This is a genomic window from Candidatus Thiodiazotropha sp. LNASS1, assembly GCF_964212655.1.
Taxonomy (GTDB): Bacteria; Pseudomonadota; Gammaproteobacteria; order Chromatiales; family Chromatiaceae; genus Thiodiazotropha.
Window position 1 is genome coordinate 1,405,687 of sequence record NZ_OZ156465.1, and the last position, 25,677, is coordinate 1,431,363.

Annotated in this window: 21 protein-coding genes; 12 read left to right on the top strand and 9 right to left on the bottom strand. The window is 53.8% G+C overall.

All coding sequences use genetic code 11. From position 1 onward, the window contains the following. Positions 1-105: 105 nt before the first annotated feature. The 3 genes from hrpB to AB8516_RS06075 all read right to left on the bottom strand — a co-directional run bounded on the left by hrpB (position 106) and on the right by AB8516_RS06075 (position 4,873). Positions 106-2,631, bottom strand: a complete 2,526-nt coding sequence (hrpB, locus tag AB8516_RS06065) for an ATP-dependent helicase HrpB (RefSeq protein WP_369159030.1) — start codon at positions 2,629-2,631, stop codon at positions 106-108. A gap of 128 nt (positions 2,632-2,759) precedes the next feature. After that, positions 2,760-4,679 carry an ATP-binding protein gene (locus AB8516_RS06070; RefSeq protein ID WP_369159032.1) on the bottom strand — a complete coding sequence of 640 codons (1,920 nt, stop codon included), beginning with the start codon at positions 4,677-4,679 and terminating at the stop codon, positions 2,760-2,762. After that, positions 4,676-4,873, bottom strand: coding sequence for a nodulation protein E (locus AB8516_RS06075; protein WP_108291588.1), 198 nt, complete (start codon positions 4,871-4,873; stop codon positions 4,676-4,678). Before AB8516_RS06075 ends, AB8516_RS06070 begins: the two co-directional genes overlap by 4 nt. 491 nt (positions 4,874-5,364) lie before the next feature. Here AB8516_RS06075 and AB8516_RS06080 point away from each other — a divergent pair, with 491 nt between their 5' ends. From AB8516_RS06080 to AB8516_RS06100, 5 genes are all read left to right on the top strand, one after another. Next, entirely contained in the window at positions 5,365-5,676 is a 312-nt protein-coding gene (locus tag AB8516_RS06080; RefSeq protein WP_108291590.1) for a hypothetical protein, read from the top strand. A 408-nt stretch (positions 5,677-6,084) separates the two neighbouring features. Further along, positions 6,085-6,702 carry a TetR family transcriptional regulator C-terminal domain-containing protein gene (locus AB8516_RS06085; protein ID WP_369159035.1) on the top strand — a complete coding sequence of 206 codons (618 nt, stop codon included), beginning with the start codon at positions 6,085-6,087 and terminating at the stop codon, positions 6,700-6,702. A gap of 91 nt (positions 6,703-6,793) precedes the next feature. Continuing rightward, complete coding sequence (locus AB8516_RS06090) at positions 6,794-9,076, top strand: RND family transporter (RefSeq protein ID WP_369159037.1); 2,283 nt, start codon at positions 6,794-6,796, stop codon at positions 9,074-9,076. After that, positions 9,073-9,852, top strand: a complete 780-nt coding sequence (locus AB8516_RS06095; protein WP_369159039.1) for an outer membrane lipoprotein-sorting protein — start codon at positions 9,073-9,075, stop codon at positions 9,850-9,852. The genes AB8516_RS06090 and AB8516_RS06095 overlap by 4 nt, the downstream gene beginning before the upstream one ends. 30 nt (positions 9,853-9,882) lie before the next feature. Beyond that, positions 9,883-11,097 carry a hypothetical protein gene (locus AB8516_RS06100; RefSeq protein WP_369159041.1) on the top strand — a complete coding sequence of 405 codons (1,215 nt, stop codon included), beginning with the start codon at positions 9,883-9,885 and terminating at the stop codon, positions 11,095-11,097. 35 nt (positions 11,098-11,132) lie between these two features. On the opposite strand, the gene AB8516_RS06105 is transcribed toward AB8516_RS06100, so the two are convergent. The 3 genes from AB8516_RS06105 to AB8516_RS06115 all read right to left on the bottom strand — a co-directional run bounded on the left by AB8516_RS06105 (position 11,133) and on the right by AB8516_RS06115 (position 13,157). Next, a complete protein-coding gene (locus AB8516_RS06105) occupies positions 11,133-11,660 on the bottom strand; it encodes a hypothetical protein (RefSeq protein ID WP_369159043.1) in 528 nt (175 codons plus the stop codon). 152 nt (positions 11,661-11,812) lie between these two features. Next, positions 11,813-12,805: a TIR domain-containing protein gene (locus AB8516_RS06110; protein ID WP_369159045.1), complete on the bottom strand. Its 993-nt coding sequence runs from the start codon at positions 12,803-12,805 to the stop codon at positions 11,813-11,815. A gap of 22 nt (positions 12,806-12,827) precedes the next feature. After that, entirely contained in the window at positions 12,828-13,157 is a 330-nt protein-coding gene (locus tag AB8516_RS06115; protein WP_369159047.1) for a zinc-ribbon domain-containing protein, read from the bottom strand. Here AB8516_RS06115 and AB8516_RS06120 point away from each other — a divergent pair. Beyond that, positions 13,156-13,506, top strand: coding sequence for a hypothetical protein (locus AB8516_RS06120; protein WP_369159049.1), 351 nt, complete (start codon positions 13,156-13,158; stop codon positions 13,504-13,506). The two genes, AB8516_RS06115 and AB8516_RS06120, sit on opposite strands and share 2 nt — an antisense overlap. Here AB8516_RS06120 and AB8516_RS06125 read toward each other — a convergent pair. The 3 genes from AB8516_RS06125 to AB8516_RS06135 form a co-directional block, all read right to left on the bottom strand. After that, a complete protein-coding gene (locus AB8516_RS06125) occupies positions 13,495-15,939 on the bottom strand; it encodes a putative bifunctional diguanylate cyclase/phosphodiesterase (RefSeq protein ID WP_369159051.1) in 2,445 nt (814 codons plus the stop codon). The two genes, AB8516_RS06120 and AB8516_RS06125, sit on opposite strands and share 12 nt — an antisense overlap. 808 nt (positions 15,940-16,747) lie before the next feature. Then, positions 16,748-17,284 carry a hypothetical protein gene (locus tag AB8516_RS06130; protein ID WP_369159053.1) on the bottom strand — a complete coding sequence of 179 codons (537 nt, stop codon included), beginning with the start codon at positions 17,282-17,284 and terminating at the stop codon, positions 16,748-16,750. Positions 17,285-17,331: 47 nt separating this feature from the next. Continuing rightward, positions 17,332-19,143: an RNB domain-containing ribonuclease gene (locus AB8516_RS06135; RefSeq protein WP_369159055.1), complete on the bottom strand. Its 1,812-nt coding sequence runs from the start codon at positions 19,141-19,143 to the stop codon at positions 17,332-17,334. Between the two features lie 112 nt (positions 19,144-19,255). Between AB8516_RS06135 and AB8516_RS06140 the strand changes: the two genes are divergently transcribed. From AB8516_RS06140 to asnB, 6 genes are all read left to right on the top strand, one after another. After that, positions 19,256-20,254, top strand: a complete 999-nt coding sequence (locus AB8516_RS06140) for a folate-binding protein YgfZ (protein ID WP_369159057.1) — start codon at positions 19,256-19,258, stop codon at positions 20,252-20,254. Between the two features lie 84 nt (positions 20,255-20,338). Further along, positions 20,339-21,178 carry an HDOD domain-containing protein gene (locus AB8516_RS06145; protein ID WP_369159059.1) on the top strand — a complete coding sequence of 280 codons (840 nt, stop codon included), beginning with the start codon at positions 20,339-20,341 and terminating at the stop codon, positions 21,176-21,178. Between the two features lie 24 nt (positions 21,179-21,202). After that, positions 21,203-22,081 carry an ABC transporter ATP-binding protein gene (locus tag AB8516_RS06150; RefSeq protein WP_369159061.1) on the top strand — a complete coding sequence of 293 codons (879 nt, stop codon included), beginning with the start codon at positions 21,203-21,205 and terminating at the stop codon, positions 22,079-22,081. Between the two features lie 13 nt (positions 22,082-22,094). Further along, positions 22,095-23,093, top strand: a complete 999-nt coding sequence (locus AB8516_RS06155; RefSeq protein ID WP_369159063.1) for an ABC transporter permease — start codon at positions 22,095-22,097, stop codon at positions 23,091-23,093. Positions 23,094-23,098: 5 nt separating this feature from the next. Further along, on the top strand, positions 23,099-23,575 hold the full coding sequence (locus tag AB8516_RS06160) for a nucleoside deaminase (RefSeq protein ID WP_369159065.1): 477 nt from the start codon (positions 23,099-23,101) through the stop codon (positions 23,573-23,575). A gap of 75 nt (positions 23,576-23,650) precedes the next feature. Beyond that, positions 23,651-25,585 carry an asparagine synthase (glutamine-hydrolyzing) gene (gene asnB, locus AB8516_RS06165; RefSeq protein WP_369159067.1) on the top strand — a complete coding sequence of 645 codons (1,935 nt, stop codon included), beginning with the start codon at positions 23,651-23,653 and terminating at the stop codon, positions 25,583-25,585. The last annotated feature ends 92 nt before the right edge of the window (positions 25,586-25,677 follow it).

The window sequence follows — 25,677 nt, forward strand, 5'->3', positions numbered from 1 at the left end:
CGTTTGCATAATCACTGGTTTGTTGCCTGACATTATCAGATACGCGATATGTCCCAATGAACTGATTCTGCTTAGTCGACCGACAAATCCATCAGTATCTTTGATTCATGATTTTCTGGGTTTTGCCTTGGCGGTTGCTTTTGCATTAACCGGATCGTCAGGCCAGTGGTGTTTCGGATAGCGCCCCTTTAACTCCTTCTTCACATCCGGATAGGTCCTCTGCCAGAATCCAGCCAGATCATCGGTGATCTGCATGGGTCTTTGCGCCGGTGAGAGGAGGTGTAACATGACAGGCACCTTACCGCCCCCTATTCTGGGTGTATCCGCCAGACCGAACATCTCTTGCAACCTGACTGCAAGAACCGGCGGCCCTTCCACAGTGTAGTGAAGCGGAACCCTGGATCCACTTGGCACCTTCATGTGGCTTGGTGCCTCCTGGTCCAGTAGCTGTAGTTGCTGCCAATCAAGACTTGCCTTGAGTATCCCACTCAGGTCGAGTCGTTGCAGTTGTTGTTTGTTGTTGATCCCCGATAACCAGGGTTCCAACCAGTCACTGAGATGTGTCGATAACCATTCATCCGAAAGATCTGGCCAGCTGGAATCATTCAGCTGGCCACCCAGCCAACAGACCCGCATCTGCCATTGACGGAGCCGTTTACTCCAAGGCAATACAGCCAATCCCATCGATGTGAGCCCTTGCAGCATGGCACTGACAACCCTTTCCGGGTCAGGTTCGGTAAGTGGACGATGATCAAGGACCACTGCCCCGACCCGGGCTTCCTCAAAGGCCGTAACCCGTTGTTCCCGCTTATCCCAGATAACAGCCGAGGTTGTTTCGATTTCGAGATCGGGAAGATGGCGGATCTCCGCTTCAGTGATGGCAGCGGCCAGCCTGATCCACCCCTCAACTTTACCGGCATCCAGCTCGGCTACGACTAAGAAATCCTGTGTCGCCAAGGGATCCGAATCGTTCAGTAATGCACCGCGACCATTGGCCAGGCGAAAGCGGGCATGCCCTGTCCGCTGAGCAATCCGATCGGGATAGGCCAGCGCCAGAAGTTGTGCTGCAGACATTTCCATACTGTTCGTGTCCCTATCGAGACGCTGTATGCGCCTGTGCCAATCCCTGCTTACCCTGTCGACCCTTTTACATGCATGGGTGTCGATGCCGTTTGCACTGCCGCCGTGATCTCGATTGCGCCACGATGCGAGCAAGTGTAAACGCTGTTCCAGGTCCGCACCCGGATGGCTCTCCCGCTGGCGTTTTACGATATCCCGCTCACTCAGCAGAGCTGCCAGGTCACAGGCGAGCTGACGATCCCCCTCGACCACACTTGTCAGGATATGGGCCAATCGTGGATGCGCAGGCAACCTGGCCATCCGTTTTCCCGTTGCTGTGAGCAGACGCCGTCTATCCATGGCACCGAGACGCTGTAACAGATCACAGGCCTGGTTGTAAGCGGCCTGTGGTGGTGGATCATGCCAACGCAGATCGATGGGATCAGCCACACCCCAGGCAGCGAGTTCCATGGCCAGTGGAGCCAGATCGGCCTGCAGGATCTCCGCCGGATGGTAATCAGGCAATTGATCCTGATAGTGGGGTAACCACAAACGGTAACAATTACCAGGGCCGAGACGCCCCGCCCGTCCGGCCCGCTGGGCGGCTGCAGCCTTCGATACCGCCACGGTCTCCAGCCGGGTCAGCCCGATCCCGGGCAGAAAACGCGGCAGTCGCGACCAACCGCAATCGATGACCGCGCTCACGCCCTCAATGGTCAGGCTTGTCTCCGCAATCGATGTGGTGAGCACGATACGACGCCTCTTTCTCCTGTCTGGGAGCAACGCCAGATCCTGATCCGCCTTCGGCAGGTCGCCATACAGCGGCGCAATCAGGGGCGAATGTTCAGATTCGGCGAAGCGGCTCGCGATCAGCGTCTGCACCTGTCTGATTTCGGCGACACCGGGCAGAAACACGAGGATATCACCCTGTTCCTCATGCCATACCCTGGCAACGGCCTGCGACACCTGTTCGGCAATGGCTCTTTTCTCGGGCTTTATTCCAAGATAGTGATGGGTCACAGGGAATTGCCGACCTTCGGCGGAGATGATCGGTGATCCATCCATCAGCGCGGAGATACGATCCGAATCGAGGGTTGCCGACATTATCAGCAGCCGAAGATCCTCCCGCAGTCCCTGCCGGGCATCAAGGGCCAAGGCCAGAGCCAGATCGCTGTGCAGGTTGCGTTCATGGAACTCATCAAAGATCAGCAGGCCAACCCCTTTCAACTGAGGGTCCTGTTGCAAACGGCGTGTCAGGATGCCTTCGGTCACCACTTCGACACGGGTTTTCCGGGAGACCTTTCTTTCCAGGCGTATGGAGTACCCTACCCGTTCACCGACGGCCTCGCCCAATAAATGGGCCATGCGGGCTGCTGCTGTGCGGGCAGCCAATCGACGAGGCTCAAGCAACAGAATGGTTTGCCCGTTCAACCAGGCAGCCTGCAACAATCGGATTGGAACCAGGGTCGTCTTACCCGATCCGGGCGGGGCGCACAACACGGCTCTGCCGGTGCTTGCAAGCGCATCATCCAGTGCTGGCATGATTTGTGTGACGGGGAGTTCAGACACCATCGGCACCATGGTCGGGTGCGGCGCTACCGCACCGAAGGTTTCGTCTTTTGATCCGTACTATGAGGCCATAGGGTTAATGGTGCGGTAAGCCGCACCCTACACCTTAATGGAGCGTGGGGAAAAGCAGATTATCCCTGTTGCAGCGATATGGAATTGCTCTCTCTGTCACAATGTACATGCATATCGAAGTTCAGGTCATCCGCAAAATCCTGGGCAACGATCCATATCTGAGTCAGATCCTCACTCAAAGTCGGCAGTACCGTGAGTGAACTGCGCGTACGCTTCTCATCGAAGAAGGCAAAAGGCTCATCGAGAAACAGAAACTGGCTCCCCTGTATGGCCCTGTTGACCAGCTCCTGGGACAGCGCGAGACGTACCGCCAACATGATCTGACGCTGGGTACCGCTGGATATTTCTTCCAGGTCCATGAAGTCCCGCTTTTCACTGGAGAAGGCGCGCACACTCAGATCGTCGTCGATCTGCAGATGCTCATAACGGTTCTCGGTAAACAGGGGCAGGGTCTTGCTGACCAGACCGCGCAGCTTGTGGTTGAATTTATGGGAGACCTCCCTGGTCGCGCCCTGAATCAATTGATCCGCCACTGCGCAGACCTCCATGTGGCGCTGTTTGTCATCGATCTTCTGCTGCAGATCACCCTTGATCAGTTTCAGCTGCTCGAACTTATCCAAACGCTCCTGCTCCTGGTCAATGACTGAATCGAGCTGACCCAACCGGCGCCGGTCCGTTTCCACACCCTGCCGCAATTGGCCCTCTTCCAGCGCCACACCGTCTCTGACCTCGGCGATGGTGACGTTCCAGTCGCTCACCCGCTGACTCAGGCGCTCCCGTGCGGCACGATCGACAATCGCCGGCTCCGCCTCAGCCTCGTCTGGTTGTTCACTCTCTGTCTCTTCCGTGCTCTCCGTATCCCTATCTGCCTGGTTGGATTCAGCCTCCTCCACGAGTTCATTGCGGATAACCACACTGGAGAGGCTATCCAGGTTGCCCAAGGCATTCACCAACCCGTCGGCTGCCTCATCATAGGCTCTGGCGCTGCGTCTTTTGGAGGCGCGACGAACCCAGAAGATCAAAAACAACAGCACAAATCCGCCCGCACCATACAGCAGCCAGGGGATCATCGAATCTTGCCAGGCAGAGAAATTGTTGCTCAGTATCTCATTCAATTGCTGTGCAGAGGCCTGCTCGGGCAGTTTTGCCAGCAGATACCAGGCCGCGCCCGCAATCAATGCCGATAGCAGAGACAGAAACGCCAGAAAACCGGCGCGCGCGGCTGTACTCAGATCCGACTCCCGCCTCGGCACGGCATCCTGGTAGGTAATGGATGCATTCTCCAGCTGTTCGATAAGATCCATCGAATCTTCCATATGGCGGGTCACCTCATTGTGTTCGCCCTGTAACGCCGGCATCAGGGTGTGATCGATGTCGATCTCATCGATCTGAGTCTGCACACTGGTCTGTTCCGCTTTACGCTGTTCAACCTCATTCAGGGTGGAGCCCTTGTCCTCCTGGCAGGCCTCGTTGACATACTCCAGGGTTACCAATCCAGCCATGGTCTTTACCGCAAAGCTATGGGGATGGGGGGTCGTGATCTCGCGCTGCGCCAGATAGAAGGATTCAACGAACTCCTCAAACTCATAACCGACCAGCTCATAGACCTTGTCCGCAACCTGCTCCACACCTCGCGCGATCGGTTCCTCATTATTATCGGATGCCGTAAGGGTAAGTCTGGCGCTGTGGTTACCCGCATCATCGAGAAAACGATCCAGGCAATAGCGCTTGCCGTCCCTCGGGGTAAATTCGAGCTGCGCCGAACAGTGGGTTTCACCCCAGCGTATCACTTTGGTCAAATCATCCACATCCAGGGAGAAGGTCCTGCCGAAGAGCGCGAAACAGACGGTTTCACCAATCGTACTCTTGCCCGATTCATTGGGTCCGGATATTGCGATCAAGCCCTGCCCGGGGATATTCTCCAGATTCAGGTCGGTATACTTCAGGACATTATTCGCCTTGATGGAATTTATGATCATGACCAACCCTCATCCGCGAGCACACGCAGTTTGTTGATCACCATTTGCATGGCCTGATCGAATGTCTCCTCGTCAAACGCCTCCCCGGAGTTGAGACGACGTTCTTTTTCTGCCTTGCAGTAGTCGAGAAACTCCTGGGCAGACGCCCCCAGAGACAGATTCTCTTGCTGTGTTGCCTGATCTGACGAAGACATACAAAACTCCCCTTTTTTCTTGTGTACCGCCTGAACTGCTTGAACCAGTAAAATATTGATGCCAAACCGTATTGGCAACCCATCGATGAGTTGCCGTCGTTATCCCCATTAGATTGCGCATCCGGTCGTCAGCCCAGTATAGGGAGTTCTGATCAGCAGGTCATCACCGAAACAGCCCGTTGCCGGATCTGCAACAATTCGAAATATCTATCGGTAACAAACTGTTAAGGGACGATTGCATGGCTGACTTAAACAGTTTCCCTTTTCATGCCCTATAATATCAATAACTTATGCTATTGCTTTTTAGTAATTAAAAGCCTTGTGGCGGATAGCCGAAATGTGTCGGTTTTTTTTACGCTTACGAAGCATAACAACCCCAATGAAAATGTGTCAGACCCTATCTTACTGTTTTAAAAGAACATCTTAATGTTTGGCATTTTTTTTGTTTATGTAAAAATAACAACGTACAAATATTTGACCGGTAGACGACTGTGGATAGACGTATTGGTATCAGCGCGATTCCCTCTAACCCAAAAAGCTATCTCAACGAGCAACAACAGCTGGGATTGATACACCTGAGAGAGTATGGCTGGACAACCTTCTGCGTGAGGCGTCTCTCAGGAGAGAGTGCGACCACGATTCTCAGAAACAAACACAACAAAGTGCTGGGCATCCTGAACGAAGATGGCACGCTCAGAATTGCAAATCAATTGAAGGTTCGTGACTGCAGATACGAAGAGAACACCGACATCGAAAGCATGTTGGATTCAATCAAACAGCAAGTTAAGAAGCCTCCGCAGTAATAATCCCTGTACTTCAAGTACAAAGTACCCGAAACACCGTAATAATCATTGCCGCTAGCAAATGGTAATGCAGTGTGTGCTGTTGAACTGCTTCACGCCAGAACCCTCGCCAATGAACAGCTGCATGTGGCTTCGAATCGGCCTCGTTGATTGAAGTCCTAAAAGATATCGGCATATTCCATGTTACATCTTGTTACAACGCGTTACCGATCAGAGAGGATTAAACCATCAGCGGCGGCCAAAATTAGCTCTGACCATAAGCCATTCCGAGTGCTTTACCGATTGCAGATCAGTCCTTCAACAGGGTGTTTAGGGTTTTCGGCAGGTAACAGACCAGATGAAACCGATCAGCGGAAAAATGAAATTTGACAGACTTCGAATCAAGATACATACTGGTCGGTATGTTCCATGAACGGGATTCCCGCTGCCATGCTTGCCGATGCTGACGCTACCCGACGGTCACTGCTGGAAGCCGCCTATGAGGAGATTCATCGTTTCGGTTTCCAGGCTGCCAGTCTGAATGCCATCCTGGAACGAACCGGCGTCACCAAAGGCGCCCTCTATCACCATTTCAGCAGCAAACTGCAACTCGGTTACGCCGTACTGGACGAACATATCGCCGAGGAGTTGCAGAGACTCTGGTTCGAACCCCTGCAACAACCCGGACACCCGATCGACGTGTTGATGGGAACCATCATGAAGATGGGCGAGCACTACCAGTGCGAAGAGATCACCCTCGGCTGTCCGCTCAACAACCTGGCCCAGGAGATGTCGGCCATCGATGACGGTTTTCGTCAACGCATCGACTCGATCTACAAACGCTGGCAGGAGAGTATCGAAACGCTTCTTACCCGAGGACAGCAGGAACGCAGTATCTCCACCGCAATCGATCCGGCCGATACGGCTTTTTTCATTCTAGCCTCACTGGAGGGTTGTATGAGTATGGCGAAAAACGCCCAGAGCCACGATGAGCTGATGCGTTGCGGCAAGGCGCTCTCAAGCTATCTGAACAGCCTTCGCACATAAACCTGCAAAGTAAAACCAAACAACCATCGCAAGGAACGTGAAATGAATAAACAACCAATCAAAACCGACAAATCAGCAACAGGGAAATGACATGAAAGAATCCTTTTTCCGCTTCGTACTGAACAACAGGTTGCTGGTCATCTTTCTTGCCATCACGATCTCGCTGTTGATGGGCAGTGGTGTACAACACCTGGCATTCAGCAATGATTACCGCATGTTTTTCAGCGAAGAGAATCCGCAACTGAAGGCCTTCGAACAACTGCAGAATACCTACACGAAAAATGACAATGTACTGTTTGTCATCGCACCCAAGGATGGCAAGGTATTTACTCGTGAAACCCTCTCCGCCGTCGCGGAACTGACCAAGGAGTCCTGGCAGATCCCCTACTCCCTGCGGGTCGATTCCATCACCAACTTCCAGCATACCCATGCCGAAGGGGATGATCTGATCGTCGAGGATCTTGTCCTGGACCCCCAATCCCTGAGCGATGAAGAGCTGGCTGAGAAACAGCGGATCGCCACCGACGATCCCCTCCTGGTCAATCGTTTGATATCGCCCTCGGCCCACACCACCGGCGTCAATGTGACGGTACAGCTGCCGGGCAAAAAACTGACCGAGGTACCTGAAGTGGCGAACCGGGCCAGGGAGATGGCAAAAAACATCGAGGCGGCCTATCCCAACATCGACATCCATCTCACCGGCATGGTGATGATGAACAATGCTTTTCCGTCCGCCTCCCAGGATGACATGACGAGCCTCTACCCGATCATGTTCGCCGCGGTGATCCTGGTATTGGTAGTGATGCTGCGCTCCATTCCCGGTACCCTCTCGACCGTGATCATCATTATTCTGATGATCATCGCCACCATGGGCCTGACTGGCTGGCTCGGTATCAAGATGTCACCACCCACCACCACGGTACCGATCGTAATCATGACCCTGGCGATCGCCGATTGTGTGCACATTTTGGTTAACTTTCTCCATTTCATGCGAGACGGACAGAACAAGTACGAGGCTATGATGGAGAGTCTGCGCATTAACCTGCAGCCCATTTTCCTCACCACCCTGACCACTGCCATCGGTTTTCTCAGTCTCAATTTCAGCGAAGCGCCGCCGTTTCGTGATTTGGGCAACATGGCGGCCATGGGGGTAGTGCTGGCATTCTTTCTCTCCGTCACCTTCCTGCCTGCCATGATGATGCTGTTACCGGTCAGGGCCCTCAGCGGAGACACCCTGGGCAGCATTGCCATGGTACGCTTCTCTGACTTCGTCGTGCGTTACAAAAAACAGCTGCTATGGGGCATGGGCATGGTTGTGTTGCTGCTCATTTCGCAGATACCCAACAACCGGCTCGATGATCAGTTTGTAAAATATTTCGACGAGACCATCACCTTTCGGCAGGCAACCGATTACGCCACTGAAAATTTAACCGGTATCTATCTCATAGAGTATTCCCTGGAGAGTGGTGAGACCGGAGGCATCAGCGATCCACAGTTTCTGCAGAGAGTGGAGGAGTTCGCCAACTGGTATCGGCAACAGCCCCATGTACTGCACGTCAACAGCATTACCGATATCATGAAGCGGCTCAATCGCAATATGCACGCTGACGATGATGATTGGTACCGGCTGCCGGATCAACGGGACCTGTCGGCCCAATACCTGCTGTTGTATGAGTTTTCTCTCCCCTTCGGCCTCGATCTGAATAATCAGATCAATGTAAAAAAGTCGGCGACGCGTTTTACCGTCACCATGGAGAGTATCTCCACCACCCAGTTGTTGGAGATCGAAGAGCGCGCCCAGACGTGGCTGCAGGAGAATGCACCAGGCATGCGTATCGATGGCGCCAGTCCCACGATCATGTTCGCTCATATCGGCAATCGAAATATCATCTCCATGTTGAAAGGCACCACACTGGCACTGGTGATGATCTCGGTAATATTGATCTTCGCCCTGCGTTCGCTGCGAGTGGGCGGACTCAGTCTTATCCCCAATCTTGTGCCGATGGGAATGGCATTCGGATTATGGGGCATCTTTGTCGGCGAGGTTGGACTGGCTCTCTCGGTGGTAACCGGCATGACCCTTGGCATCGTGGTCGACGATACGGTGCACTTTCTCAGCAAATATCTGCGTGCCCGCCGTGAAAAGGATATGGACCGCGAAAACGCAGTTCGTTACGCATTCTCCACAGTGGGTACCGCTCTGTGGGTTACGACACTGGTATTGATGGTCGGCTTCGGCATCCTCGCCTTCTCCCACTTCGAACTGAATGCCGGCATGGGATTGCTGACCGCCATAACACTCGGCCTGGCGCTGGTTGCCGATTTCCTGTTCCTGCCCCCGCTGTTGATCTATTTCGGAGGAAAAAAATCATGAAGTCCACCCTTCTACCACTGCTGCTGGTTTTGACACCGGCACTGACTTTGGCAATGACTGCGGAAGAGCGCGGTCTGGAGATCGCCACGGAGATCGAAGATCGTGATACAGGCTTTCACGACTTCAAGGCCACCATGACGATGCTGTTGCGCAACAAGCATGGTGAGGAGAGCCTGCGCGACATGCGCAATCAGACATTGGAAGTAGAAAACGACGGTGACAAGACACTGGTGGTTTTCGATCAACCACGGGATGTGAAAGGCACCGCCCTGTTGAGCTTTTCCCACAAGGTCGGTGACGACGATCAGTGGCTCTACCTTCCGGCACTGAAAAGGGTCAAGCGCATCGCCTCACGCAACAAATCTGGACCGTTCATGGGCAGCGAGTTCGCCTATGAGGATATCTCATCCCAGGAGGTGGAGAAATACACCTACAAGTACATCGAGGAGACCGAGTATGAGGGTACGCCCTGCTTTCTGCTCGAACGTTATCCGGTGGATCCCAATTCCGGCTACACCCGCCAGCAGGTATGGGTCGACAAGGCACGTTACATTCCGCTCAAGATCGAGTACTACGATCGCAAGAATTCCCCATTGAAGACCCTGGTGTTTCGCGGCTATCAGCAATACCTGGATCAATATTGGCGCGCTGACGAGATGTTCATGGAAAATCACCAGACGGGAAAAAGCACCCTGCTGACATGGAAGGAATATAATTTTCGTACCGGCCTGAGTGACGGTGATTTCAATAAGAACAGTCTAAAACGTGCGCGATAGCGCTCCACCAAGATGAACAGGAGCAAGTTATTGATTTGCCTCTTCCACCGATGCAGGGTGCGGCTTGCCGCACCACTGCTTCGGTTAATGTTATTGATGCCCGGACTGTTGTCGGCAGGCGAATGGAGCGGCTTTGTCGAACTGCAGGCACGGCATTTCCCACAACAGGCGATGGACAGGAATCAATCCGATCAACTGCTGTCGATTGTCATCCAGCCTGAATACTATCAACGTTGGAATAATGACAGACAAAGCCTGCTGTTCATTCCCTTCCTGCGCTGGGACAGCGAAGACGACGAGCGCACCCATGGCGATATCCGGGAGCTGATCTGGACCTACGCCGGTGATGGCTGGGAGGCCAAAGCCGGTATCGGCAAGGTCTTCTGGGGGGTCACAGAGGCGCTGCACCTGGTGGATATCATCAACCAGACAGACTTGATAGAGAACCCTGACGGCGAACAGAAACTGGGACAGCCCATGTTCAAGCTCTCCCTGGAAAAGGATTGGGGCATCATCGACCTCTATGCCCTGCCCGGATTCCGAGAGCGCACCTTTCCCGGTGAAGCGGGTCGCCTGCGAACCCGTCCACGCGTCGATACAGACTTGGCCGAATACCAGTCCGACAGGGAGGAGAGACACATCGACCTGGCGCTGCGCTGGTCCCACTTCATCGGTGACTGGGATATCGGCATTGCCCACTTCGACGGCACCAGTCGAGATCCGTTGCTGACACCGGGGCTCAACAGCAGCGGTGAGATCATCTTGATCCCCTTCTATGAACAGATGCGGCAAACCAGTCTCGATCTGCAGGCCACTAAAGGCGATTGGCTGTGGAAACTGGAAGCCATCCACCGTGCCAGCGATAGCGGCAGTTACAATGCGGCCACCGGCGGCTTCGAATATACCCTGGTCGGTATTGCCGACAGTGATATGGATCTGGGCCTCCTGGGGGAGTATCTCTACGACGACAGACACGATGACGCCACCACCCCCTTCGAAAACGATCTGTTCGTCGGACTACGCCTCACCGCCAACGATGTGGACGGCAGCGAACTCCTGGCCGGCGTGATCAAGGATCTCGACGATGACGGTTGGATGTTCAACCTGGAGGCCAGCCGGCGCATCGGCAATCACTGGAAGACTTCTGCGCAGATACGGCTATGGTCGGATATTCCCATAGACGACCCGCTGTTCACATTTCATCGCGATGATTACTTTGAGCTGGCCATTACACGCTTTTTTTAGCGATGATAGATAGCCGCCGTATTGCGTAGCATGAATCAGTCCGGTAAGTTCTCGAGCACGACCCGGGCAATTTCTTGAGCAGCATCCAACTCGTCCTTTCTACTTAGACCCAGAAAGAGATCGACGCTGATAATGTATGAACCGTACAGCACCTCGATTTCGCCCAATGGCTGGGTGTTTCTAGCCTTGTCACCGAGACCATCGATCGATGGATGTTTACCACTAAAATCGTAACTCGCAGCTGCCTTGGATGCATCGCCCCAGGATTCTATATTGATATGGATATCATCGGAGCTGCAATTGAGGTACATGACATTGCCGAGCCTGTCTACCGAAGCTGAAGGTGCAGTGACCGATGCACCGACGATCTCCTCAGTGTTAGCGTGAGAGATCAGAGCGCATGGATCGAACGCTTGCTGTATAGGCTGTTGAGGATTCGCCGGCTGGGTAACATTGATCTGTTTATGCACAACCGATTGGTTGGCTTGCTCATCGCTGCACCCGGCAATCATGGACAACAGCAATCCAGTCACTATAAACATGTGGTGTCGCAATACGTACATTCACACCTCCCTCTATATTCCGCAAGTCTCTTAAGCAGTTCCATTTCGGGTGAAGGGACTATACAGCATGCCGTGGTAACCTGGTTAGGTAATGTTTAAGTTGTATGGAGTGAATTATTACCTTGACCTTTGGGAAAGATATCAGAGGCACACTACACTGGCTTACCGCACTGTATACAGAACTTGTGGCCTGGCATGATTTCATTGCCACAATAGATACAAAAACTCATCCCTTTCTGCTGTTTGACTGGTTCGCTGGGTGAAAACGTCTTATTCATCTCCTTGATCAGCAAATCAACACCGTTATGGAAAAAAGGTTCTTCAGGTATCGGGATAGCATTTCTATATGCCAGTGGCTTTAGGTCTTCCGGCAGATCATCCTCATCCGGCATGATGCCCTTTTTTACCAATACCGGGATCACCGGGATCTCCTTCTTCAAGGCAGTCTCTATCTCCACCCTGAGGTGATCGTTGGAGAGGTCCAGTCGACGTTCACCCTTCTTATTTTTGGCTTCCAACCATTTGTCCCCTATTATCGCCACCAGCATAGTGCATTGATCGATGGTCTTATTGATGTGCTTGCGAAAATCCACACCGCCAGGTATCGAGTCGACATCCCTGAAAATCGTTTCTTTACCGAACTCGTGCGTAAGTCTGTCACATATCCTACCGGTAATTTCCCGGCTATCCTCCCGTCGGTAAGAGATAAAGACAGTACAGGATTTTCCCGGGCTGCAGGTCTTATTTGATGGCTTGACGGATCGATTCGCCCTGTTTGGCGTCAATTTACGCGGAGAACCGCTTACCGGTTGCACATAGAGGTATTGCTTTGGTTTGATCAAAGAATTCAAAGATTTTTCTATACCCTTCAGGGTAAATGCTTCCTTGAAGGTCTCAGGCGATCGATCACCACACTCCAGGTCCAGCGTTTGTTCAGGATTCAGATCAACCCGTAGCGGCTCGCTTTTGTAGAGATCGATTTTAACCCCTATGTCATGGGAGCCACAGGGTACTTTAAATTGCTTTGTCTCTCCCGACTTGATCTTACCGACCACATTCTCATCAATGGTAATTGCGAATTGACGGATTTGATATGAGCTGGTTTTCTTTCTTTTTAGGGTAATAAAAGCGGCTGGCTTATTCATAACAGGAACCCTATCCGTTTACTCAGAACTCACCACTGATAATCATATAGAAGACAATAATACCGATACTGCCGTATAGCCACAGCTTACCGACATCCTTTTTCTCTTCGGTCTCCCCTTGTGCCAGATAGATGATACCCATGATCAGGCCGATGAACGGGATAATCAGTGAGCCGCCAAGAATGCCGTACTTCAACCCATCCGATACCGATTTCTGTTTACTGCCGACTTCGACCACAACACTATTTTGGCTGCCCGCAGCGCCCCCGGTCGTACCTGAGAGTTCATGTCTGCAGTTTCCGCAAAATCTCGCACTATCTGGGTTTTCAGTTCCACACTTCGGACAAAACATGGCTGATTCTCCTCTAACAGTGTCATTGTTATTGCAAATCCTGGACATCGATAACCTGATTGCTGCATGCAACCGTGCTGTATCAATCCATTGGCCAATGATAGCCTCGGTTAAGTCAATTGTAGCCCAATGCCTATACATTTCAGCGTTATACAGCGTATTTCAACAGTTAAAATTACCACTGGAAACAGGTATTTTTTACCCCAACTTGGAAAGGAGGATCGCAGTGTGTCTTCCTGAAGAGCGCAGACTGGACCTGACGACTGTCACTGCCCAGCAGGCTGTCAGCAAAGAATACAATGCCAGCTATACGACAAACCTCATTTCTTCAGTTTCACTATATGACTGAAGACATCATTTTAGCGCTGTTCTGCAACAATTCAGTGAAGGCCTCTGCACTGACAGGCCGACTGAACAGATAACCCTGGGCGTACTCACACTGCATATCACGCAATTGGCTAAGTTGATCCTCGATTTCCACACCTTCAGCCACAACTTCAAGCCCCAAACCGTGAGCCATCAGTATGGAAGCGTTGACCAGTTCGCAATCGGCCGGGTCTACCGTTAGATCGTTGATGAAACTCCGGTCCACTTTCAATACGTCGAAGGGGTATTTACGTAAATAGTTCAGTGACGAATAGCCAGTACCGAAGTCGTCCATCGCCAGGCTTATGCCATTGTCATGCAACCGGGACAGAGCATCTTCGATATCCTGCTGACCGCTCATCAGCACCCCTTCTGTGACCTCAAGCACCAGTGCATTTGCCTTTAGACCATTGCATTCCAGGAGGTCTTTTATGTAGTCGACCAAGGTAGTGTCGCGGAACTGCCTGGGAGATAGATTGATGGCAATTTTAAACTCGAAATCAAGCATTTCCCGCCAACGCAGGGCATTCTCGACAGCTTTTTGCAGTACATATCGACCTATGCCAAGAATCACACCGGTTTGTTCTGCGATCGGTATGAACTCATCGGGTGATACAATCCCCAATAGCGGGTTGTTCCAGCGCAACAATGCTTCAGCTGCGACTACCCGATTGCTCTTCAGTTCGACAACCGGTTGGTATACCACCGAGAACTCATGCCGTTCCTGAGCGCCGTGCAACTGTTCCTCGACTTCCAGCATTCGCGAAACATTCAGGTTCATTTCGTTGGTAAAAAAATTGAAGGTGTTTCGGCCCTGCTCCTTGGAGTGATACATCGCGGTATCGGCGTTACGCAGCAGTTCTGTCGGTGTAATACCGTCGCTGGGGTAGACTGCAATACCGATGCTGGTGGTCACCACCAGTTCCCGTTCATCCAGACTGAACGGGTGCCGAAACTGTGAAATCAGGCTGCTCGCCACCGTCCTGGCATCGGTCAGTTCCCCAAGATTGCGCAGCAGCACGACAAATTCGTCTCCACCCAGTCGGCAGACGCTGTCACCTTCACGCACCACAGACTGCAAACGCTCTGCAGCCTGCACCAGCAGCCGGTCGCCGGTTTCGTGTCCCAATGTATCGTTGACGCGCTTGAATCCGTCTAGATCCAGGAACAGAATGGCAACCTTGCTTATATCTCTGGATGCCTCTTTAAGCAACTGGGCCAAACGATCCATGGCGAGGAACCGATTCGGCAGCCCAGTCAGTCCATCGTAATGAGCCTGCCTGAGAATATGGGCTTCCTGGCGCTTTTTTTCTGAGATGTCCACATGGGTTCCGACCGTACGGACCGCATTCCCCTGCGCGTCGCGGACCAGAAATGCACGGGACAGGATATCCACCCAATGTCCGTCCTTATGCTGCATTTTGAACTCGATGTGAAAATTATCACGCCTGCCGTTGATGTAGTCATTCAACATTTCCCAGGAACGATCACGATCTTTTTCATCAATCAGACTCTCCCAGGTGGAGAATTCGTTGGGCAATTCATGGTCTTCATAGCCCAGCATACGTTTCCAGCGTGGTGAGTAATAGATTTCATTGTTCTGGAGATTCCAGTCGTAAACGCCATCGTTGGCGCCACGCATCGCCAGCTCGAAACGTTCCTCACTCTTGCGTAATGCGGATTCCGTAAGCCTCCGCACACCGATTTCCTTACTCAGCGCGCTGTTTTTATCCTGTAATTCCAGCGTACGCTTTTTTATGACGCTTTCACGATTCTTGACTTCCTCACCGAGCTCCTGGATCAGCTGACTGTTCTGTACCTGAAGGCTGATATTTTCCAACAGGTTTCGATTCACATTACGTGTAAACAATGTGGTCATAACCAGGTACACCAGGGTCGCAATAGCCAGAGCGTTATGCCCCGCATCCCCATAAGTGAACAGTGTGGCAATGAGTGTCAGCACCTGCGGGTAGACATAGACCACAAAGGCCGGCAGGTATACCGATAGGATAACGACAGCGGAAGCAACGATGCCGAACAGCAGCATGCTCAAGCCAATCGCGACTGTCAGATTGTTTGCGAGATAGATATAGGGAACAATCAGACTCCAAGCGGTACCCACCAGCAGGCAGCCAATCAGATAGGCACGCAGCCATTGCGCAGTCGTCCTTTTTTGCGGGTTGCGTTTGTGCAGCAGCCAAAGTGCGAGGCGAAAGGTGGCTGTAGCAAACAGGGCCAGAACCCATATTTCGACAATCGCCGAGTCAATCCGGGGCTTCAATATGAAGTAAAAGAGTAACGCAACTGAATAGACTGTTACGTTAGATATCGGTGCCTGCTGAAAGAGTATCCGGGTTTGCTCTTCGGCAATCAACGCCTTGACAGTTGCTTGCTGCCCGCTTTCGTTGTTCGACATGGTCCGTTTGGCCAAGGTGGTCACTAGCAGTTTGCCTAAATTGGTAGCGGCAGATTTTTCGTCGACTTTATGCGCCTAACGCCTGTATCCCTGCATTTGCAATCTCCTGAGCAATAGTATTGATTTAGCTCAACCTGGAATCTGTTTTTTTCCTCGTTTGCCTTGCAGGTATGCAGTGGATATGGATCGGTACCGGTTATATCTGCTTCAGCGAACCCATGCCACAAGTCCGTAGTTCAAGGACAATGCATATAACATTTATAAAAGTAAGGTTATTATGGATAGCAGCGGATACCACACTGGCCACTGAAGACGACTGCCATTCGGAAATCCCCTCACGGCTAGTATAGCACCACAGCTGTTTGGCCGGATCTGTACAAAGCGCTATTCCCATCGTAGCCGTAGCATCTGGTTTCTAAAGGCCTAATTCGATGCCCAAGTACAGGAATCTGACTCGTGCCATTCTGGTATGAATCTATTTAATTGATTAATGGCCTGAAACCGGATGTCTAATCATGTCTGTAGCAGGATCATATCCAAGGTTGTTTGAAACGATTCCGGTTGCTTCCTTCATCGTTTTCTTGATTGCTTCTTTTGAGCATCCCTTCATCGTCTTTATAGTGATCGATGGCATTGGTTCATCCTTCTTTAATAGGTAAGCCGTCAGGTGGACGCTGTTCTTGAATTATGTTCTGTAAAAAATATGGCATGGAACAACAAATAGATGCCTGAGCCCACCATTCCCTCACTGAGGATCTAATCCCATTTGCGTTAATTAGCGTTCATTCGCGGACTGACAAATGCCTGGCTAAGCCGCCAATACCAACTCGGCAATGTCACCCAACGCCTTCCGTATCTCATTGATGGAGGGCGGTTCCGAACGCGACAAATCGTCAAAGGCGCCTCGGCAGGTCATGCGCATGACATCGGGTTGTTTCTCTGAGCTGAGCCAGAGGTGGTAACCGTGTGTCACCATGGGCGAACCCGGGTCGCCAAATTCGACGTTGATATATCCCGACCGATGGTTGTATTGCCGCACAACCTCAGTCATCAAGCGCTGTACCTTTTTTATGATGAAGGTATCCGGTTCGATCCGCTGCGCCTTGTCGCTCAGGTTCTCAACTTCGAAATTGCAATTGGCGCGGTAACGATTAAAATCGCCAAGCGTTGTCGTCCTACCCCTCTGCAGGAAGGTGCGTGTGGTACCCGGCTCGATCGCTACCTCTTGCATCAGGACCAGTTTGCTGCCGACCGGTGGCAAGTTGTAGGGGTAAGCCAGGTTGTCACTGACCATGTAGGATTGGCTGCATGCCGACAGCAGCAAAAGAAGTACTATCCATCGCATAGCTATCCACCTCAGTTGAACAGGCTATTGAAAAAGCCGGCGTTCTGTCAGACCACCCGGAAATAGCAACTGAGATCGGGGATGTCGATCTCGCGGGGTTTGAGCCTGATGCGATCGTTCAATCCTGCTTCGCCGCGGATGCGTACCCTGGCCTCCATGGCAATGGACGGCAGCAGTACGGTGGCACGCTCTCCTTCCTTGGCCACGATCACCGCCTCGCCCTTCCATCCGGGATTATCGCGCAGATAGATCAGACGCCAGTGATCGTTTGACACCCGCTCGGTCTTGCGGTTCGCCATACTGCCCAGCTCGGACTGGGCGATACGCTCGGAGATTGCATGGATATCGAGTACCGTCCCGCCCTTGAGGTGGGCGCGCAGCTGCTGGTGGGCCAACAGATCAGAGTAGCGCCGTAAGGGACTGGTGGCGCGTGTATAGACCGCCAGTCCCAAGCCGGCATGGGGTTCCGCCTGGGTCTTGATCCGGGTTGGTTTGAAGTAACGGCGATAGGCATACATGCCTGCCAGATCTTCCGGTTGTTCAAGCTGATCCGGTGGCGCCTGGGTGGCGAATGGCACGGCTATCTCCCGGGATTGGCAGAAACCGGCGACCCCCTCCCCTGCCATCAGCATCAGATCGGTGATCATCTCCCGGCTCTGCAACCGGGGCAGTGGTTGGATCTCCACCTTATCCTCTCTCGCCTTGATCTTCACCTCCGGCAGTTGAATCGTCGCAGCACCCGCCTGCTGGCGCCTTTGCCGATAACGCTGACTCAGCGCCAACAATGCGGCAAAGGGTTCTTCCTGCAAGCGTTGGTCCGCAGCTGCGTAACTGATACGCTCGACCCTGATCCAACTCGGATGGATCTCCACATCCTCCACCTCGCCCGTTACCGAGAGGGTAAAACCAATCGACAGGGCGGGCGATTTCTCCTGCAGGCCTAGGCCCAGCCGATCGGTCACCTGGAGTGGCAACATGGGGATCACCCGGTCCGGAAGATAGAGGTTGGCTCCCCGGGCACGGGCGTCCAGATCCATTTCGCTGTCGGGTGCGACCAGGGCGGCGACGTCCGCCACATGGACCCAGATCCGCTCCCCATCCAGGCTGACGGCATCATCCGGGTCCTGATTGTCTTCGTCATCGATGGCATAGGCGGGGAGCCGCGTCAAATCGAGACGCTCCTCCTCCGGCAAGGGTGGGACTGCATAATCGGGAATGGTCTCGTCTACACCCATGCGACGCGGATAGGGACTTTCATTAGCTGGCCAGTAACCGGTCTTGATCAGCAAGCGGTGCGCGTTGACCGGCGTCTCCTGGATCTCCAGGGCCTGCAGGATACGGCTGTTCTCCCGCTTCTCCAGGGCCAGCGCCTCGACCTCGCCCAGGGTCTTGCGGTCCTCTTCGATGATCGTACCCGACCGCACGCGTTGCATGAAGCCCTCCCAGGCCTCCGCCTCGGCAGCCTTTTTGTTGCGCTCGGCAATCTCGGTCTCGACCGCGTCGGCTGAACGGGGGTGGATCGACGCCGGGCTCCCCTCGAAATAGATCCCCTCTGCCACCAGTTGCCAGCTGGCCCAGGCCATGGCGGGCGTGTAGTCGCCGAACACCAACTCACTCAGTTCCTTGATATCGGTCTCCGCGCCCTCCAGTAATTCCCAATTCTCCTCCACCTCACCGTTTTGCGGTGTCAACTGTTTGAGGTCGTTCAAGGGGCCGGGGTGCAGCAGAACTACATCTTTATCCCTGACCCGCTTGCTCTTACCCCCCTCCAGTTCAATCGTGATCTTATCCGTGACCTCGATGACCCGGGCCGGCCGAATCTTGTATAGAACCAGTGCGCCTGTCGTCAATCTGCTCATTAAGCTTTCCAAAAAAATAGTTAATTCCCGATTTACACAGGGAGTTTCGTCACCAGCGGGATCGGGTATGATACGCACTGTTGAATGTCAAACCCAGGAGCCGCTTCCTGCCATGAATAGAGAATGGTCTGAATTCCTTGCCACCCGAAGCACGCCCGGCAGCGATGGTGCCGACATCAACTGTGCCCTGAACGATCTCTCCCACTACGGCCTTATCCGGGTCGAGGGTGAAGATGCAGAGCAGTTCCTTCAGGGCCAGATGACCAACGACATGCGCGAGGTCACTGAGACTCACAGCAACCTGGCAGGTTGGTGTAACGCCAAGGGCCGCATGATAGCCAGCTTTCGCTGCTTTCGCCAAGGCGGGAGTTTCTATCTGCAGACCCCGGCCGATGCCATCCCCGCACTACTGCCACGACTTTCCATGTATGTGCTGCGATCCAAGGTCGAGATCAGCGATGTCAGTGACGAATGGGTACGGATCGGTCTGACCGGTGACTGCGCCGAGGCCCTGCTGCAGCCCTTTTTCAACGAGCTGCCCGAACAGGTCAATGGTGTGGAACAGCAGGACGGGATGATCCTGATACGCCTGCCGGGTACCACACCCCGCTTTGAAGTCATCGGGCCAAGCCCACAGGTAAAGGAGATCTGGCAGACCGCTGAAGGCCAGGCACAGCCTGCAACGAGAGGACTTTGGTCGCTGTATGAGATTCGTGCGGGCATCCCGACCCTCTATCCTCAAACCCGGGAGTCTTTCGTGCCGCAAATGGCCAATATGCAGTTGATCGACGGGGTCAGTTTCACCAAGGGATGCTACACCGGTCAAGAGGTGGTGGCGCGGATGCAATACCTGGGCAAACTTAAACGCCGGATGTATCTGGCCCATGTGGTTACACAGACCCCACCGCAACCTGGCGATGAGCTGTTTGCGGAAGAAAGCACATCGGGGCAGGGTGCGGGCAAGGTCGTGGATGCGCAGGCCAGCGGCGAAGGTTACGACCTTCTGGCTGTCATCGAAATCGCCAGTGCCGAGGAAAACCAGGTCAGGTTGGGTGAGAGCGGTCCCAGGCTGGAGATCCTCAACCTCCCTTACAGCTATTCTGAAGAGTAGGCTTCACACATCGCAACCATTCAGAATAACCCGGACTGACCGTTAACAAGGACGATAATCAATCGTTGGAAACCCAGGTAAAAAATGATCGACGAAAACCAGTTTCTGCAAAAGCTCAACGACGCCATCGACCATAACCGCATCACTCTTCCCACACTGCCGGAAGTGGCGCTGAAGGTCAGGGATGCAGTGGAGAGAGAGCAGAGTTCGGCCAACCAGATTGCCGACATCATCGCCTCTGACGCGGCCCTCTCGGCCCGGCTTCTGCAAGTCGCCAACAGCCCCCTTTACCGCGGCCGGGTGACCATCGACAATCTGCAGATGGCGGTTGCGAGGCTGGGGGTGCGCCTGGTACGCAGCCTGGTGATCAGCCTCATCATGCAGCAGATTTTCCAGGCCACCAGCGATCTGCTGGACGCCAAATTCAGACAGGTCTGGGAAGAGAGTGTGGAGATTGCCGCGCTCAGCCGTGTCCTTGCCGCCAATACGGACCACCTGGACAAGGAGCAGGCGATGCTGGCGGGCCTGATCCACAACATCGGCGCCCTGCCGATTCTCGCCTTTGCGGAGAGCCATGATGAGCTGCTTGAGGATGCCGAAGAACTGGATCGGATTATCGATGCCCTGAGCCCCCGGATCGGTCAACGCATACTCGAAATGTGGGACTTCCCCGAATCCCTGATCCGGGTACCGGCGAACTTTCTCAATCTCGATTACACCAGCGAAGGGGAAATGGACTATGTGGATATCGTGCTGGTGGCGCGGCTCGAATCGCAGATGAACGACAACGGCTCCATTGACGCAACGACCCTGTCGCAGATCCCGGCCTTCGTAAAGGTCGGTCTGGAACCCGAGGTCAATATCATCGAAATCGAGGGCGTTGCAGACGATATCCAGAATATCGAGGTCATGTTCATATCGTAACCTCACACCCCACAGGGTCCAAACATGATTGAGGCGGAAAACCTCTGCAAGCACTATGCGGGTATCAAAGCGGTGGACGGAGTCAGCTTCTCGATCCCCCGCGGTGTCTGCTTCGGTCTGCTTGGCCCCAATGGTGCGGGCAAGACCACCACCGTGGAGATGCTCGAGGGGATCAAGACCCCAACATCGGGCCAGATACGATACAAGGGCGAGCCCCTGGGCAAACGTTTCCGTAACGAGGCGGGGATCATGTTTCAGCACACCGCCCTACAGGAGTATATCCGTGTGGACGAGGTGCTGAAGATGTTTCAGCAGTTCTATACCAAGACTCGCCCTATCGATGAGTTGGTGGAGATCTGCGCTCTGGAAGAGTTCCTGTCGCGGGATACGCGCAAACTCTCAGGTGGTCAGAAGCAGCGGCTGCTGTTGGCCATCGCGCTGATAAACGATCCGGAAGTGGTATTCCTCGACGAACCCACCACCGGTCTCGATCCGCAGTCGCGGCGTAATCTCTGGCATCAGGTTCGCCGCATCAAGGCGGAAAACAAAACCCTGGTGCTGACCACACACTATATGGAAGAGGCGTTTGAACTCTGTGATGAGATCATCATCATGGATCATGGTACGATCATCGCCCAGGGCATTCCGAAAACCCTGCTGGCCAACCACTTCGACAAATCGGTGATCACCCTGCCACTCTCCGCCCTGCCCGAGGATTTTCAAGCCGATGAATGCTCCACACTCCACCCCCAGGATGGGCAGATGGAGATCCTCTCTAAGGATGTGGATACCACCATACACCACCTGGCAGCCCAGAAGATCTCTTTGCAGCAGTTACAGGTGCGTTCGCCGACCCTGGAAGATCTGTTCCTGGAACTGACCGGGCATCATCTGCGCACCTAGGATCGCTCTCACTATGTCGCTTCGTCGCTTTCTGGCTGCCCTGCAAGCACGCAACCTGGAGTTCCTGCGAGACCACACCGCACTCGGCTGGAACCTGATCATGCCGGTATTGATCGTGATGGGTTTCGCCTTTGCATTCACCACCGGACAGGAGGAACTCTACAAGGTTGGACTGTATGGGGATCCTGAACAGAATCAGAGCGTGGATGATTTCCTGAAGACCCGGTATGTGGATTTCATCCCGGTGGATGACCTGAGCAGGATGATCGACAAGGTGGACAGGCACCAGATAGATCTGTTGCTGGACCTGCAAAGCAACCGATATTGGGTCAACAGCACCTCGCCCAAGGGTTACCTGCTTGAGCAGCTGTTGTCGCCCTACGGGCTGCAGCGCGAGACGCTCAGCGGGTCGGAGATACGCTATGTGGATTGGGTCATTCCCGGTGTCCTGGGCATGAACATCATGTTCAGCGCCCTGTTCGGCGTAGGCTACGTCATTGTCAGGTATCGAAAAAATGGCGTCTTGAAACGGTTGCGGGCAACCCCGCTCAGCGCCTTCGAGTTTATATCGGCACAGATTGCATCGCGCCTGTTGATGATCGTAGCGGTCACCGTGCTGGTCTATGTGGGGACTGACCTGGTGGTGGATTTCCGCATGGTCGGTTCCTACTGGCTGCTCTTTCTGATCCTCATTCTCGGTGCGCTCAGCATGATCAGCGTCGGGCTGCTGGTGGCGGCCCGCATCACCAGCGAAGAAGCGGCAAACGGGCTGCTGAATCTGATGAGCTGGCCCATGATGTTGCTGTCGGGGGTCTGGTTCTCGCTGGAAGGCTCACATCCGTTTGTGCAGAACCTGGCACTGGCCCTGCCATTGACCCACATGGTGGATGCTGCCCGGGTGGTCATGATCGAGGGTGCAGGATTTATGGATGTGGCTTCCCAGCTGTTCATCCTCACGCTATTTACCTTATGCTTTGTCATCATAGGTTCAAAAACCTTTCGCTGGGAGTAGACAGGATGGATCATCAGGACGAGACATTCATGACCGAGGCGCTGAAGCTTGCGCAACGGGGCATCGAGCAGGGCGATGGCGGTCCCTTCGGCGCGGTGGTGGTCATGGATGGCCGGATTATCGGGCGTGGCTGGAATCAGGTAATCAAGCGCAACGATCCCACCGCGCATGCGGAAATAGTGGCGATACGCGAGGCCTGCTCTCATGCTGCGAGCTATCACCTGACCGGCAGTGTACTCTATACCACCTGTGAACCCTGCCCGATGTGCCTGAGCGCCGCCTACTGGGCCCATATAGATCGTCTGGTCTATGCCGCTGAGGCGGATGACGCCGCTGCCATCGGTTTTAACGACAGTTTCATACAGGCTGAATTGCACAAGCCGAGGGATGGAAGAGCCATGGCCACCCAACAACTTCTCAGGGAACGCAGTCTCGCCCTGTTCAGGCAGTGGCAGACGAGTGACAAGCGTGTCGACTATTGAGCGGTTCCCCCTTATCGCCCCGATTTTGCAAGGCCAGGACTTGGATTAAAACAACATAAAACAGTAACAAATACTATGTGCGGTATTGCAGGCATCTTAAATCTCAAAGACGGCATTCCACCCTCCAGAAGCGAACTCGAGGGCATGATACACACTGTCCATCACCGCGGCCCAGACGGTTACGGCTACTACTGTCATGACAGAGTGGGGCTGGCCCACGCCCGTCTCAGCATCATCGACCTGGCGGGGGGCGACCAGCCGATCCACAATGAGGATCAGTCAGTGCAGGTGGTCTTCAATGGGGAGATCTTCAACTACGTTGAACTGACCGCTCAGCTCAAGCAGCAGGGACACCGCTTCTACACCCACTCAGACACCGAAGTCATCGTCCACCTCTATGAAGAGTATGCAGAGAAGTTCGTCGACCATCTGAACGGGCAGTTCGCCATCGCCCTGTGGGACCGCACCAGGCAGAAACTGATACTCGCCAGGGACAGAACGGGGATTCGCCCGCTGTTCACCGTCGAAACCGGAGGCCGGCTCTATTTCGCCTCGGAGGTAAAGTCCCTGTTCGCTCACCCCGCTATTCCACGCCAGATCAATCTGACCGCTTTGCAGGAAGTGTTTACCTTCTGGACAACCCTGCCTCCTCACTCGCTCTTCGAGTCGGTGGAGGTTGTCCCCCCCGGTCACCTGATGGTGATCGAAAATGGCGTTAAGAGCCTCTCCAGATATTGGGATTGGACCTATCCCAACGAGCAGATCGATCAGCACAAATCCGTGGCGGAGTGGAGTGAGGAGCTGAAGGCGTTGATGATCGACTCGGTGCGGCTGCAGCTACGCTCCGATGTACCGGTGGGTGCCTACCTCAGTGGCGGCCTGGATTCCTCGGTGCTGACTTCCCTGATCAAGAACTTCACCGATACACCGCTCAGGACCTTCTCCATCGGATTCGAGGATGAAGAGTTCGACGAGAGCGGTTTTCAAAAAGACCTGGTCGACTATCTGGGCACCAATCATACCCATGTACTGTGCAAGCGCTCGGATATCGGGACCGCCTTTCCAAGGGTCATCTCCCATACCGAGTCTGCGATCGTCAGGACCGCGCCAACTCCGCTGATGCTCCTCTCCGGCGCGGTTCGCGAGGCCGGGTACAAGGTTGTCCTGACCGGCGAAGGGGCGGATGAGGTATTCGGCGGCTACGATATCTTCAAAGAGGCCAAGGTAAGGCGTTTCTGGAGCCATGCCCCGGATTCAGAGTGGCGCCCCCTGATCCTGCAGCGCCTCTACCCCTACCTGAAACATTCGCCCACCACCAGCGGGGCCTTTTCCAAACGTTTCTTTCAACAGGGCATGGAACATCTCGACAAGCCCTATTTTGCCCATATACCGCGTTGGGCCACGACCCAGCGCATCATGCAGTTCTTTTCCGATGAGGCACGGGCAGCCGTCAAACCGATAGCTTTTGACGCCATCAATCGCATTCTGCCGGCGGAGATCGACGCCTGGAAATCCCTCAACCGTGATCAGTACATCGAAGCCAATACCCTGTTATCCGGTTATCTGCTGAGCTCTCAGGGAGACCGAGTGGCGATGGCCAACTCCATCGAAGGCCGATACCCCTTCCTCGACCACCGGGTGATAGAGTTTGCGGCAACCCTCCCCAGCCGCTACAAGATCATGGGGTTGAATGAAAAATATATGCTCAAGCAGACGATGCAGGGACTGATACCGGAAAGCATCAGAAACCGCAGCAAACAACCCTATCGCGCACCGGACAGTCAATCCTTCTTCGACGGCGAGACCCCGCTGGAATATGTCGCCTACCTGTTGAGTGAGGAACGGATCCGGAAAGCGGGATACTATAATCCGAAAACCGTCAATCTGCTGTTGAAAAAATGCGCCCGGGGCAAGGCTCTGGGATTCGCCGACAACATGGCCTTTGTGGGTATCCTCTCCAGTATGCTGGTGGATGAGCTGTTCATTGAACAAGCGGCAATTGAAACCTGACAGGACGGTTAATACTCATTCACATCAAACCTGTTGTATAAATATATATCACTGAGGGACACAAAGACCTGACAGGATCTGTGTATAAATAT

Bases quoted from the DNA above. Each gene is read 5' to 3' on its own strand.
- hrpB (WP_369159030.1), bottom strand. From the start codon at position 2,631: ATGGTGTCTGAACTCCCCGTCACACAAATCATGCCAGCACTGGATGAT.
- AB8516_RS06070 (WP_369159032.1), bottom strand. From the start codon at position 4,679: ATGATCATAAATTCCATCAAGGCGAATAATGTCCTGAAGTATACCGAC.
- AB8516_RS06075 (WP_108291588.1), bottom strand. From the start codon at position 4,873: ATGTCTTCGTCAGATCAGGCAACACAGCAAGAGAATCTGTCTCTGGGG.
- AB8516_RS06085 (WP_369159035.1), top strand. From the start codon at position 6,085: ATGAACGGGATTCCCGCTGCCATGCTTGCCGATGCTGACGCTACCCGA.
- AB8516_RS06090 (WP_369159037.1), top strand. From the start codon at position 6,794: ATGAAAGAATCCTTTTTCCGCTTCGTACTGAACAACAGGTTGCTGGTC.
- AB8516_RS06095 (WP_369159039.1), top strand. From the start codon at position 9,073: ATGAAGTCCACCCTTCTACCACTGCTGCTGGTTTTGACACCGGCACTG.
- AB8516_RS06105 (WP_369159043.1), bottom strand. From the start codon at position 11,660: ATGTACGTATTGCGACACCACATGTTTATAGTGACTGGATTGCTGTTG.
- AB8516_RS06110 (WP_369159045.1), bottom strand. From the start codon at position 12,805: ATGAATAAGCCAGCCGCTTTTATTACCCTAAAAAGAAAGAAAACCAGC.
- AB8516_RS06120 (WP_369159049.1), top strand. From the start codon at position 13,156: ATGGCTGATTCTCCTCTAACAGTGTCATTGTTATTGCAAATCCTGGAC.
- AB8516_RS06115 (WP_369159047.1), bottom strand. From the start codon at position 13,157: ATGTTTTGTCCGAAGTGTGGAACTGAAAACCCAGATAGTGCGAGATTT.
- AB8516_RS06125 (WP_369159051.1), bottom strand. From the start codon at position 15,939: ATGTCGAACAACGAAAGCGGGCAGCAAGCAACTGTCAAGGCGTTGATT.
- AB8516_RS06130 (WP_369159053.1), bottom strand. From the start codon at position 17,284: ATGCGATGGATAGTACTTCTTTTGCTGCTGTCGGCATGCAGCCAATCC.
- AB8516_RS06135 (WP_369159055.1), bottom strand. From the start codon at position 19,143: ATGAGCAGATTGACGACAGGCGCACTGGTTCTATACAAGATTCGGCCG.
- AB8516_RS06140 (WP_369159057.1), top strand. From the start codon at position 19,256: ATGAATAGAGAATGGTCTGAATTCCTTGCCACCCGAAGCACGCCCGGC.
- AB8516_RS06145 (WP_369159059.1), top strand. From the start codon at position 20,339: ATGATCGACGAAAACCAGTTTCTGCAAAAGCTCAACGACGCCATCGAC.
- AB8516_RS06150 (WP_369159061.1), top strand. From the start codon at position 21,203: ATGATTGAGGCGGAAAACCTCTGCAAGCACTATGCGGGTATCAAAGCG.
- AB8516_RS06155 (WP_369159063.1), top strand. From the start codon at position 22,095: ATGTCGCTTCGTCGCTTTCTGGCTGCCCTGCAAGCACGCAACCTGGAG.
- AB8516_RS06160 (WP_369159065.1), top strand. From the start codon at position 23,099: ATGGATCATCAGGACGAGACATTCATGACCGAGGCGCTGAAGCTTGCG.
- asnB (WP_369159067.1), top strand. From the start codon at position 23,651: ATGTGCGGTATTGCAGGCATCTTAAATCTCAAAGACGGCATTCCACCC.